General features: G+C 62.7%; 11 protein-coding genes. 9 read left to right on the top strand and 2 right to left on the bottom strand.

Annotated features, from left to right (window positions below):
• Positions 1-279: 279 nt before the first annotated feature.
• On the bottom strand, positions 280-1056 hold the full coding sequence (locus AC0L2Z_RS13380) for a VOC family protein (protein WP_287249478.1): 777 nt from the start codon (positions 1054-1056) through the stop codon (positions 280-282).
• A 217-nt stretch (positions 1057-1273) separates the two neighbouring features.
• On the opposite strand from AC0L2Z_RS13380, the gene AC0L2Z_RS13375 reads away from it, so the two are divergent.
• The 5 genes from AC0L2Z_RS13375 to AC0L2Z_RS13355 all read left to right on the top strand — a co-directional run bounded on the left by AC0L2Z_RS13375 (position 1274) and on the right by AC0L2Z_RS13355 (position 5669).
• Entirely contained in the window at positions 1274-2638 is a 1365-nt protein-coding gene (locus tag AC0L2Z_RS13375; protein WP_287249480.1) for an NAD(P)-dependent oxidoreductase, read from the top strand.
• Positions 2639-2640: 2 nt separating this feature from the next.
• Positions 2641-3954, top strand: coding sequence for an NAD-dependent dihydropyrimidine dehydrogenase subunit PreA (gene preA / locus AC0L2Z_RS13370; protein WP_128167225.1), 1314 nt, complete (start codon positions 2641-2643; stop codon positions 3952-3954).
• 324 nt (positions 3955-4278) lie between these two features.
• Positions 4279-4797, top strand: a complete 519-nt coding sequence (locus tag AC0L2Z_RS13365) for an RrF2 family transcriptional regulator (protein ID WP_473628238.1) — start codon at positions 4279-4281, stop codon at positions 4795-4797.
• A gap of 11 nt (positions 4798-4808) precedes the next feature.
• Complete coding sequence (locus AC0L2Z_RS13360) at positions 4809-5267, top strand: carboxymuconolactone decarboxylase family protein (protein ID WP_473628237.1); 459 nt, start codon at positions 4809-4811, stop codon at positions 5265-5267.
• A 63-nt stretch (positions 5268-5330) separates the two neighbouring features.
• Positions 5331-5669, top strand: coding sequence for a DoxX family protein (locus tag AC0L2Z_RS13355; protein ID WP_473628235.1), 339 nt, complete (start codon positions 5331-5333; stop codon positions 5667-5669).
• Positions 5670-5788: 119 nt separating this feature from the next.
• Here AC0L2Z_RS13355 and AC0L2Z_RS13350 read toward each other — a convergent pair whose 3' ends face one another.
• Positions 5789-6418, bottom strand: coding sequence for a TetR family transcriptional regulator C-terminal domain-containing protein (locus AC0L2Z_RS13350; RefSeq protein ID WP_287077245.1), 630 nt, complete (start codon positions 6416-6418; stop codon positions 5789-5791).
• Positions 6419-6672: 254 nt separating this feature from the next.
• Between AC0L2Z_RS13350 and aptA the strand changes: the two genes are divergently transcribed.
• The 4 genes from aptA (at position 6673) to hydA (ending at position 11378) form a co-directional block, all read left to right on the top strand.
• On the top strand, positions 6673-8001 hold the full coding sequence (aptA, locus tag AC0L2Z_RS13345) for an omega-aminotransferase AptA (protein ID WP_473628234.1): 1329 nt from the start codon (positions 6673-6675) through the stop codon (positions 7999-8001).
• Positions 8002-8056: 55 nt separating this feature from the next.
• Positions 8057-9307, top strand: a complete 1251-nt coding sequence (locus tag AC0L2Z_RS13340) for a Zn-dependent hydrolase (protein ID WP_473628232.1) — start codon at positions 8057-8059, stop codon at positions 9305-9307.
• A 154-nt stretch (positions 9308-9461) separates the two neighbouring features.
• A complete protein-coding gene (locus tag AC0L2Z_RS13335) occupies positions 9462-9842 on the top strand; it encodes an endonuclease domain-containing protein (protein ID WP_473628231.1) in 381 nt (126 codons plus the stop codon).
• 84 nt (positions 9843-9926) lie between these two features.
• Positions 9927-11378 (top strand): dihydropyrimidinase, encoded by a 1452-nt coding sequence (hydA, locus tag AC0L2Z_RS13330; RefSeq protein ID WP_287052614.1) that lies wholly within the window; start codon positions 9927-9929, stop codon positions 11376-11378.
• Positions 11379-11446: the final 68 nt, after the last annotated feature.

Raw genomic sequence — 11446 nt, 5'->3', positions numbered from 1 at the left:
GCGATCCACCGAGGCGACGAAAAAGCCAATCCGCCGCAGCAAGGATAACGCTCGTGCCCTAAGTTAGCGCCTATGGGACAGCGCCCCCCTCTGTCCTGCCGGACATCTCCCCCACAAGGGGGGAGATCGGCCGTCATCACTGAATTCGCCAATCACAAAGGTCGCAAGAAGAGTGCCGTCGCCGGAGCTGCCAATCTCCCCCCAAGTGGGGGAGATGTCCGGCAGGACAGAGGGGGGCGCGAAGGATCGCCCACTTCGACAAGCATGACGCCGGCCCAGCTACCGCACCGGCGCCGTCAGCGCGAAATGAGCACCCTGTGGGTCCGTGCACATCACGATCCAGCCGCCGCCGGGAACCTCCATCGGTCCCATCAGGATCGTGCCGCCATTATCGGTGACACGCTTGGCCGCCGCGTCGATTGCGGGGACATTGAAATAGAACTGCCAGACCGGCACCGGAACCTGCTCGGGCTTGTTCATCATGCCGCCGACAGGTTCGCCGCCGGCGGCAAACAGCTGGTAGGTGCCCATCGGCCCCATATCCATGGCGTCGCCCTTGGTCCAGCCGAATTGCCCGGCATAGAAATCGAACGCGGCGTGCCAGTCGGTCGTGTAGAGTTCATGCCAGCCGATATTGCCGGGAGTAGTAGCCGGCAACGGCGGCTGGTCAGGGCCAATCGGCTGCAGGAAGTTGAACACCGCGCCTTGCGGATCGGCGACGACGGCAAAGCGGCCGACGCCCGGAATGTCATCGGGTTCGCGGTGAACCGCACCGCCGGCCCCCTTCAGCGATTTCGTGGAAGCATCGACATCCCCGGTATGGATGTAACCGACCCAGGCTGGCGGCATGCCCGTCTTGCGCACTTCGTCCGGCTGCGTCATCAGCCCGCCGACGCCGCGCTGGCCGACATTCATCACGATATAGCGCGGCATGCCGGGCGCGCCGTCGAAGGGCTGCGCCTTCCAGCCCACCACATCGGTGTAGAACGCTTCGGCAGCGTCGAGATCGGTGGTCATCAGCTCGTACCAGAAGAAGGACATCGGGGAGTTTGGCATTGTCGTGCTCCTTGGGTTTCCAGTCAGCGATCATGCGTGATCCATCTAGGACGATCTTCGCGACGGAATTCCGACAGCCAAGGCCAATATAGAAAACATGAGTATTGATATCATGTTTTCTCGTGGCTTTTCAGCGGCTTGCGTCGAAAATTGACCAATTGATAAAAAAACAAAACGTGCTAGCCTTCCGCAAAACAACAAGGAATGGGGAAGCGGAATGGCGACTGGTCATTTCAAGCAGGGCATTGCCGGCGGGCGGCTTTCGCCCGAGCAATATGCCGATAATTTTTCCGACCTGCATCCGCCGCTCGATCATCACGAGGCGCTGGTCGAGTCCGATCGCTGCTATTTCTGCTACGATGCGCCGTGCATGAACGCATGCCCGACCTCGATCGACATCCCGCTGTTCATCCGCCAGATCTCGACCGGCAATCCGATCGGCTCGGCCAGGACGATTTTCGACCAGAACATTTTGGGCGGCATGTGCGCCCGCGTCTGCCCGACCGAGACGCTGTGCGAAGAGGTCTGCGTGCGCGAAGTGGCTGAAGGCAAGCCGGTGCAGATCGGCCGCCTGCAGCGTTATGCCACCGATGTCGCGATGGCTGAGAACAAGCAGTTCTATGCGCGCGCCGCTCCGACCGGCAAGACGGTCGCCGTGGTCGGCGCCGGACCGGCCGGGCTTGCCGCCGCCCATCGGCTCGCCCGCCACGGTCACGACGTGACCATCCTCGAGGCCCGCCCGAAAGCCGGCGGTCTCAATGAATACGGCATCGCCGCTTACAAGAGCATCGACAATTTTGCCCAGGCCGAGGTCGACTATGTCATTTCGATCGGCGGCATCGACATCCAGAACGGCAAGGCGCTTGGCCGCGATTACCAGCTGTCGGACCTGACCAGGAATTACGATGCAGTGTTCCTCGGCATGGGACTTGGCGGCGTCAACGCGCTGCGCGCCGACGGCGAGGACGCGCAAGGCGTCACCAATGCGGTGGAGTTCATTGCCGAGCTTCGCCAGGCCAGCGATCTTGCCAGCCTGCCGGTCGGCCGGCGCGTCGTCGTCATCGGCGGCGGCATGACGGCGATCGACGCGGCGGTGCAATCAAAGCTGCTCGGCGCCGAAGAGGTGACGATCTGCTACCGGCGCGGTCAGGAGCACATGAACGCTTCCGAATTCGAGCAGGACCTGGCCGCCGCCAACGGCGTCATCATCCGTCACTGGCTGCAGCCGAAGCGGGTCATTGCCGAAGGCGGCAAGGTCTCGGGCATCGAGCTCGAATATACGGCGATGGATGGCGAGAAACTCGTCGGCACCGGCGAGCGGCTGACGCTCACTGCCGACCAGGTGTTCAAGGCGATCGGCCAGAGCTTTGTCCCGGCTGCGCTCAACGGCAGCGGCGCCTTGCTGGCGCTGGAAGCCGGCCGCATCAAGGTCGACGCCGAAGGCCGCACCTCGCTGCCAAACGTCTGGGCCGGCGGCGACTGCATCTATGGCGGCGACGACCTCACCGTCTCGGCAGTCGCGCAGGGGCGCGACGCGGCCGAATCGATCCACCGGGCACTGACCTCGAACGGGAGGGCATGAGCATGGCAGATATCAGAAACAATTTCGTCGGCATCAAATCGCCGAATCCGTTCTGGCTGGCCTCGGCGCCGCCGACCGACAAGGCCTACAATGTCATCCGCGCCTTTAGGGCGGGCTGGGGCGGCGTTGTCTGGAAGACGCTCGGCGAAGAGGGGCCGCCGGTGGTCAATGTCAACGGCCCGCGCTATGGCGCGATCTGGGGCGCCGATCGCCGCCTGCTCGGCTTGAACAACATCGAGCTGATCACCGACCGCGACTTGCAGACCAATCTGCGCGAGATCAAGCAGGTCAAGATGGACTGGCCCGAGCGCGCCATCGTCGTCTCGCTGATGGTGCCTTGCGAGGAGCATGCGTGGAAGGCGATCCTGCCGGTGGTCGAGGAGACCGGGGCCGACGGCATCGAGCTCAATTTCGGCTGCCCGCACGGCATGTCGGAACGCGGCATGGGCGCCGCCGTCGGCCAGGTGCCGGAATACATCGAAATGGTGGTGCGCTGGTGCAAGGCCAACACCCGCATGCCTGTCATCACCAAGCTGACGCCGAACATCACCGATATACGCAAGCCGGCGCGTGCCGCCCTTGCCGGCGGCACCGACGCGGTGTCGCTGATCAACACCATCAATTCGATCACCGGCGTCAATCTCGACAGTTTCGCACCGGAGCCGACCATCGACGGCAAGGGTTCGCATGGCGGCTATTGCGGCCCGGCGGTGAAGCCGATCGCCATGAACATGGTCGCCGAGATCGCCCGCGATCCGGAAACGCACGGCTTGCCGATCTCCGGTATCGGCGGCATCACCACTTGGCGCGACGCTGCCGAATTCATGGCGCTCGGTGCCGGCAATGTGCAGGTGTGCACGGCGGCGATGACCTATGGCTTCAAGATCGTGCAGGAGATGATCGCCGGCCTGGAAAACTGGATGGACGAGAAGGGCCATGCCTCGCTCGACGACATCGTCGGCCGCGCCACGCCCAACGTCACCGACTGGCAATATCTCAACCTCAATTACGTCGCCAAGGCGCATATCGACCAGGAGGCGTGCATCAAATGCGGCCGCTGCCACATCGCCTGCGAGGACACTTCGCACCAGGCGATCACCAGCATGGTTGACGGCAAGCGGCATTTCGAGGTGATCGAGGCCGAATGCGTCGGCTGCAACCTCTGCGTCAATGTCTGCCCTGTCGAGAACTGCATCACCATGGAGCCGTTGGCGGCCGGCGTCATCGACCAGCGCACCGGCAGACCGGTGTCGCCGGTCTACGCCAACTGGACGACGCATCCAAACAACCCGATGGCCAAGGTGGCCGCGGAGTAAGTTTGGTCGAAGCGCCAGATCGGTTTCGTCCGGTTGAATTGTCGAGGTTGGCGCTGCCCCTCATCCGCCTGCCGGCACCTTCTCCCCGTATCGTGACGGGGAGAAGGGGGATTGCCGCAACCTCGCCGCCCTTTTTGCACCGCCGACAATTGGCGAAATCATCGGTGATAGCGTCTTTCTCCCCGTCACTATACGGGGAGAAATGCCCGGCAGGGCAATGAGGGGCAGCGCAACCCTTTGAAAAGGAACCGTAGGCCCGGATATTCCTATTGCGGATAAAAATTATCCACGATAAGATATATCCATGAATTGGAATTCAGAAAAATGAAGCTGGGCGAGGGCGTTGAAGCGGCCATCCACTGCGCCGCCATGCTTGCCGGCGTGGAAGGCGCGTCGACCATGCCGGGTGCTGCCATGGCGGAAGCGTTCGGCCTGTCGCCAAGCTATCTGCTCAAGCATCTCAACGCGCTCACGGCGTCGGGCATCCTGGAATCGGTGCCCGGGCCATCGGGCGGTTTCCGGCTGGCGCGGCAGGCGGAGCGCATAACGCTGCTCGACATCGTGCTCGCCGTCGAAGGACGCGAACCGGCCTTCCGTTGCGGCGAAATCCGTCAGCGCGGGCCGGCCAGGCTCGATGCCTCGGCCTATGTCAAACCCTGCGGCATCAGCGTCGCGATGCTGAAGGCCGAGCGCGCCTATCGCGCCGCTCTTGCCGAGTCCCGGCTGTCCGACATCGTTGCGGAATACGGGAGCGATGCCGATCCCCGTTCAGTCGCCGCCAACTGCGCCTTTGTCGAGCGTCATCAACGACCGCAGAAATCCAGTTCAACCAAGCAAGCGTGAAGGGAAAGAGAATGAAGCAGAGGCTGCAATTCTTCGGCGCGGCGCCGGAAATCATGAAAGCGGTATCGGCGCTCAACAAGGCGGTCGACGAGTGCGGGCTCGAGAAAGGCCTGCTGCATCTGATCAAGCTGCGGGCGTCGCAGATCAATGGCTGTTCGTACTGCGTCGAGATGCACAGCCGCGAGGCGCGCCGAGATGGCGAGACCGAGCAGCGGCTCTATCTCGTCTCCGCCTGGAAGGAATCGCCGCTGTTTTCCGAGCGCGAACGTGCTGCCTTCGCCTGGACCGACGTGGTGACGAAGATCGCCGACAGCGGCGTGCCGGATGATCTCTATGCAAAAACGCTTGGACACTTCTCGGAAGAGGAACTTGTCAAGCTGTCCGTAGCGATCGGCATGATCAACACCTGGAACCGGCTCTGCGTTCCCTTCCACGCCATTCATCCGGTAGCGGCGGCCAAGGCCGCCTGAGCGGACGAAAGTGGGTGGACAGCCTTAACGCCGCGCGTCTCTTTTTGCTTTGAGATCAAGACCATGTTGTCGAATTTTGAGAATGAGATTCTGGTTGCCGCACGCCTGCTGCTTGGCGGCGCCTTTGTCTTTGCCGGCCTGCGCAACGTCCAGAATGCAGGCTTCCTGACCCAGCTGATGACGACGCGAGGCGTGCCGCAGGCGCGGCTGATGCTGTGGTTGGGGATCGTCCTGCAAATCGTTTCCGGAGCGCTGGTGATATCAGGTGTCTGGACCGCTGCCGCGGCTCTGTGCCTGGTGCTGTTCCTGATGGTGGCCACGCCGATGTTCCACAATTTCTGGGATCATCAGGGCCCCGAGCGCGCGTCGCGCATCAACGGCTTTGTCGCAACGTGGCGCTGACTGGAGGTTTCCTGGCGCTGGCGGCGCAGCCGCTTTGAAGGTTCGGTGGCCGCCTCGCGGAGGCAGCCGCCGCAGCCTCTGGCAAACGGTCTCAATCTGTCAAACCAATTGCTGAAGCTTCAGCTCTTCGGCTTCAGCCCGTCGATGAACAATTGTTCGAGAAACCTTGCAGCATCCTCGAAGCGGCCGTCGCCGCCGCGGTCGGGTCCGAGCACGGCGCGGACCTGAACGTCGAAATCGGCATAGTGCTGCGTCGTCGCCCAGATCGAGAAGATCAGGTGCCAGGGGTCGGTGGGCGCGATCTTGCCGGCGCGCATCCAGCCCTTGATGACGGCGGCCTTCTCGTCGACCAGCGTCTTCAGCTCGCCTTCCAGCATCGGCATGATGCGCGGCGCGCCCTGCAGGATCTCGTTGGCGAACAGGCGGCTTTCCCTGGGGAAATCGCGCGCCATTTCGAGCTTGCGCCTGATATAGCTGCGCAATTCGGTCAAGGGATCGCCGATGTCGTCGAGTTCGCGCAGCGGCGCCAGCCAGGTGTCGAGAAGCCGCTGCATCAGCGTCTCGTGGATGTCCTCCTTGCGGCGGAAATAGTAGAGCAGGTTCGGCTTCGACATGCCGGCGGCTTCGGCGATCTGGTCGATGGTCGAGCCGCGAAAGCCGTTGGTCGAGAACACCTCGAGCGCCGCCTCCAGGATCAGCTCGCGCTTTTCCTGCTGGATGCGGGTACGGCGAGGGGCCGGAATTTCCATGTCGGCCGTCACCGCGGCATACCATGGCTTGGAGAGCCATCTGGACCAATTCTCTGGACCAGTTTTTCTCCGGCCTGTGGAGCGCGCCTCAGCTGCCGCATTTCCGCTAGTAATCCCTTGACCGCCGACAGGGCGGTGCTAACGTTTGTCCAATCGGTCAAAATTTGCGTAGCACGAAAACGCAGCAGAGACCAAGTGTCGGGAAGACCAAGCGTTAGCCGCACCGAAACAGGTTACAAGGGGAAGTCTTGGTCATGTCCAACCGGCTGAAAGTCACGCCGAACGATCTCAGCGCATTCTGGATGCCGTTCACGGCAAACCGGCAGTTCAAGCAGGCGCCGCGCATGATGGTGTCCGCCAAGGACATGCATTACACGACGAGCGACGGTCGCACGGTTTTAGACGGCACTGCCGGCCTGTGGTGCGTCAATGCCGGCCACTGCCGGCCGAAGATCACCGATGCGATCCAGAGCCAGGCCGCCGAGCTCGACTATGCGCCGGCGTTCCAGATGGGTCACCCGATCGTCTTCGAATTGGCGAACCGTTTGGTCGACCTGGCGCCGGAGGGCATGGACCACGTGTTCTTCACCAATTCCGGATCGGAATCGGTCGAGACCGCGTTGAAGATGGCGATCGCCTATCACCGCGCCAGAGGCGAGGGCTCGCGCACCCGCCTGATCGGCCGCGAGCGCGGCTATCACGGCGTCAATTTCGGCGGCATCTCGGTCGGCGGCATCGTCACCAACCGCAAGATGTTCGGCACGCTGCTCGGCGGCGTCGACCACATGCCGCACACCCACCTGCCGGAGAAGAATTCGTTCACCAAGGGCGTGCCCGAGCATGGCGCGGAACTGGCCAACGAGTTGGAGCGCATCGTCGCGCTGCACGACGCCTCGACCATCGCGGCCGTTATCGTCGAGCCGGTGGCGGGTTCCACCGGCGTCATCCTGCCGCCGAAGGGCTATCTCGAGAGGCTGCGCGAGATTTGCACCAGGCATGGCATCCTTTTGATCTTCGACGAGGTCATCACCGGCTTCGGCCGTCTCGGCACGCCGTTTGCCGCCGACTATTTCGGCGTCACGCCCGACATCATGACCACCGCCAAGGGCGTCTCCAACGGCGTCATCCCGATGGGCGCGGTGTTCGTCAAGAAGGAAATCCACGACGCCTTCATGACCGGCCCCGAGCATATGATCGAGTTCTTCCACGGCTACACCTATTCGGGCAATCCGATCGCCTGTGCGGCGGCGCTGGGCACGCTCGATACCTATAAGGAAGAGGGCCTGCTCACCCGCGGCCAGGAACTGGCGCCGTATTGGGAAGACGCACTGCATTCGCTGAAGGGCGAGCCGAACGTCATCGACATCAGAAACATCGGCCTGATCGGTGCGATCGAGTTGGCGCCCATCCCCGGCAGTCCGACCAAGCGTGCCTTCTCGGCTTTTGTGAAAGCGTTCGAGCGCGGCGCGCTGATCCGCACCACCGGCGACATCATCGCGCTGTCGCCGCCGCTGATCATCACCAAGGGCCAGATCAACGAATTGATCGACCATGTGCGTGAAGTGCTGAGGGCGGTGGATTGAGAAACGCGGCGCAGCTTTCCCTGGGGGACGCTGCGCAATCGATGAGGTTTTAGAAATGGCCGCTCCGGGCGAGAATCTGCGAATCAATTCAGACCGTTTGTGGGATTCGATAATGGAGATGGCGAAGATCGGCCCCGGCGTTGCCGGCGGCAACAATCGCCAGACGTTGACCGACGCGGACGGCGAGGGGCGGCAGCTGTTCAAGCGCTGGTGCGAGGCGGCGGGACTTGAAATGGGCCTCGACGAGATGGGCACGATGTTTGCCCGCCGCGAGGGCACCGAGCCCGATCTGCCGCCGGTCTATGTCGGCAGCCATCTCGACACCCAGCCGACCGGCGGCAAGTATGACGGCGTGCTTGGTGTGCTCGGCGGCCTGGAGATCGTGCGCTCGCTCAACGAACTCGGCATCAAGACAAAACATCCGATCGTCGTCACCAACTGGACGAACGAGGAAGGCGCGCGCTTTGCGCCGGCGATGATGGCATCCGGCGTGTTCGCCGGCGTCCTCGACCAGGCCGACGTCTACGAACATGTCGACAAGGACGGCAAGAAATTCGGCGAGGAGCTCGAACGCATCGGCTGGAAAGGCAGCGAGAAAGTCGGTGAGCGCAAGATCCACGCCTTCTTCGAGCTGCATATCGAGCAGGGCCCGATCCTCGAGGACGAGGGCATCGACATCGGCGTCGTCACCCATGGCCAGGGATTGAAATGGCTGCAGGTGACGCTGACCGGCAAGGAGGCGCATACCGGCTCGACGCCGATGCCCAAGCGCCGCAATGCCGGGCTCGGCATGGCGCGGGTGATCGAGCTGGTGCACGAGATCGCCATGGACTACCAGCCCGACGCCGTCGGCGCGGTCGGCCACATGGAAGTCTATCCGAACTCGCGCAACATCATTGCCGGCCGCACCATGTTCACCATCGACATCCGCTCGCCGGAAAAGGAAGTGCTCGACGCCATGGACGGGCGTATTCGCGAAGGCATCGACACGATCTGCGAAGCGCTCGACATCCAATATCAAATCGACCAGGTCGGCCATTTCGATCCGGTGACTTTCGATCCGGGCTGCATCAAGGCTGTGCGGGATGCAGCCGAGCGCCTGGGTTACACGCATCGCAACATCGTCTCCGGCGCCGGCCACGACGCCTGCTGGATCAACCGCGTCGCGCCGACGGCAATGGTGATGTGCCCTTGCGTCGACGGGCTCAGCCACAACGAGGCCGAGGAGATCACCAAGGAATGGGCGGCGGCCGGCGCCGACGTGCTGTTCCACGCAGTGGTGGAGACGGCGGTGATTGTGGAGTGAGACGTCGGCGCTGTACCCCCACCCCTAACCCCTCCCCACAGGGGGGAGGGGGACTGGCAATGCCGGCTCCTCTTCCTGTGGCGAAAGCTTTGATGGGTTCAGCTGTGGTAGTGCGACGAAAAGCCTCCCTCCCCCTTGTGGGGAGGGATTGAGGGTGGGGGTACTCGTCTTGGCACCGAGCGCGATCGATCCAGCCGCCATAAAGCGTGCCAGGGCACTGCGCCGGAACATGACGGATGGTGAACGCAAGCTCTGGTCTGAATTGAAAGAGTTCCGTCGCCTCTACGGCCTGCATGCCAGGAAGCAGGCGCCGATCGGACCTTACATTGCGGACTTCGTGTTACATGAGAAGAACCTCGTCATCGAGGTCGATGGAGAGCATCACTTCACGCCGGAGCAGATGGACAAGGATCGAATACGCGATGCATGGTTTGGCCGACAGGGCTATCGTGTGCTGCGGTTTTCGACAGGAGACCTGGCAAATTCTTTCGACGGTTGCGTCGAGGAGATATTGCGGGAAGTTGGAGTCATGTAGAGGCCGTTCAGGGCTCGATCCCGAACCGATCTAATCAAGCAGGCCGCTCACCAAGAAGCGCGAGAAAAACAAGGGAACAAGAAAATGTCCAAAGTCATCAAGAACGGCACCATCGTCACCGCCGATCGAAGCTGGAAGGCCGACGTGCTGTTCAAGCACGGCAAGATCATCGCCATCGGGCCGGACCTGCATGGCGACCACGAGTTCGACGCCAGCGGCTGCTATGTGATGCCGGGCGGCATCGATCCGCACACCCATCTCGAAATGCCGTTCATGGGCACCTATTCGGCCGACGATTTCGAGAGCGGCACCCGCGCCGCGCTTGCCGGCGGCACCACGATGGTTGTCGATTTCTGTCTGCCGGCGCCGCAGCAGTCGCTGCTCGAGGCCCTGCAGATGTGGGACAACAAGACCTCGAAAGCGTCTTGCGACTATTCTTTCCACATGGCGATCACCTGGTGGGGCAAGCAGGTGTTCGACGAGATGGCCACCGTCGTCGACAAGGGCATCACCTCGTTCAAGCACTTCATGGCCTACAAGGGCGCGCTGATGGTCGACGACGACGAGATGTATTCGTCGTTCCAGCGCTGCGCCGACCTTGGCGCGCTGCCGCTGGTCCATGCCGAGAATGGCGACGTGGTCGCCGCACTGTCGCAGAAGCTGCTGGCCGCCGGCAACAACGGCCCCGAAGGGCACGCTTACTCGCGGCCGCCGGAAGTGGAAGGCGAGGCGACCAACCGCGCCATCATGATCGCCGACATGGCCGGCGTGCCGCTCTATGTCGTGCATGTCTCCTGCGAGCAGGCCCATGAAGCCATTCGCCGGGCGCGGCAGAAGGGCATGCGGGTGTTCGGCGAGCCGCTGATCCAGCATCTGACGCTCGACGAGAGCGAATATTTCAACAAGGACTGGGACCATGCGGCGCGCCGCGTCATGAGCCCGCCGTTCCGCAACAAACTGCACCAGGATTCGCTGTGGGCCGGCCTGCAGGCCGGATCGCTGCAAGTGGTGGCAACCGACCATTGCGCCTTCACCACCAGCCAGAAGCGCAACGGTGTCGGCGATTTCACCAAGATCCCGAACGGCACCGGCGGGCTCGAGGACCGCTTGCCGGTGCTGTGGACGACGGGCGTCAACACCGGCCGGCTCACGATGAACGAATTCGTCGCGGTGACCTCGACCAACATCGCCAAAATCCTCAACATGTATCCGAGGAAGGGCGCCATCGTCGAAGGCGCCGACGCCGACATCGTCGTCTGGGACCCGAAGCGCAAGAAGACGATCACTTCCAAGAAGCAGCAGTCGGTGATCGACTACAACGTCTTCGAAGGTTTTGAGGTGACCGGCCTGCCGCGCTTCGTCTTTTCGCGCGGCGAATTGTCGATCCAGGAGAACGAGGTCAAGGCGAAGCCCGGCCATGGCGAATTCGTCGGCCGCGAGCCGAATGCCGCGGTCAATCGGGCGCTGTCGACCTGGAAGGAAATTTCCGCGCCGCGCAAGGTGGAACGATCAGGCATTCCGGCGACCGGGGTGTGAGCTTGCGCGGGTTTGTCGACGTCGGCGCCGCCCCTCATGGGCAGCGCAAACCTGAAGCGATTGCACTG

This window comes from Mesorhizobium sp. WSM4850, assembly GCF_055811735.1.
Note: the sequence above shows the minus strand (reverse complement) of the source record. Positions and strands in the feature narration are given on the sequence as shown.

Coding starts and splice junctions, on each gene's coding strand:
- AC0L2Z_RS13380 (WP_287249478.1), bottom strand. CDS start 1,056: ATGCCAAACTCCCCGATGTCCTTCTTCTGGTACGAGCTGATGACCACC.
- AC0L2Z_RS13375 (WP_287249480.1), top strand. CDS start 1,274: ATGGCGACTGGTCATTTCAAGCAGGGCATTGCCGGCGGGCGGCTTTCG.
- preA (WP_128167225.1), top strand. CDS start 2,641: ATGGCAGATATCAGAAACAATTTCGTCGGCATCAAATCGCCGAATCCG.
- AC0L2Z_RS13365 (WP_473628238.1), top strand. CDS start 4,279: ATGAAGCTGGGCGAGGGCGTTGAAGCGGCCATCCACTGCGCCGCCATG.
- AC0L2Z_RS13360 (WP_473628237.1), top strand. CDS start 4,809: ATGAAGCAGAGGCTGCAATTCTTCGGCGCGGCGCCGGAAATCATGAAA.
- AC0L2Z_RS13355 (WP_473628235.1), top strand. CDS start 5,331: ATGTTGTCGAATTTTGAGAATGAGATTCTGGTTGCCGCACGCCTGCTG.
- AC0L2Z_RS13350 (WP_287077245.1), bottom strand. CDS start 6,418: ATGGAAATTCCGGCCCCTCGCCGTACCCGCATCCAGCAGGAAAAGCGC.
- aptA (WP_473628234.1), top strand. CDS start 6,673: ATGTCCAACCGGCTGAAAGTCACGCCGAACGATCTCAGCGCATTCTGG.
- AC0L2Z_RS13340 (WP_473628232.1), top strand. CDS start 8,057: ATGGCCGCTCCGGGCGAGAATCTGCGAATCAATTCAGACCGTTTGTGG.
- hydA (WP_287052614.1), top strand. CDS start 9,927: ATGTCCAAAGTCATCAAGAACGGCACCATCGTCACCGCCGATCGAAGC.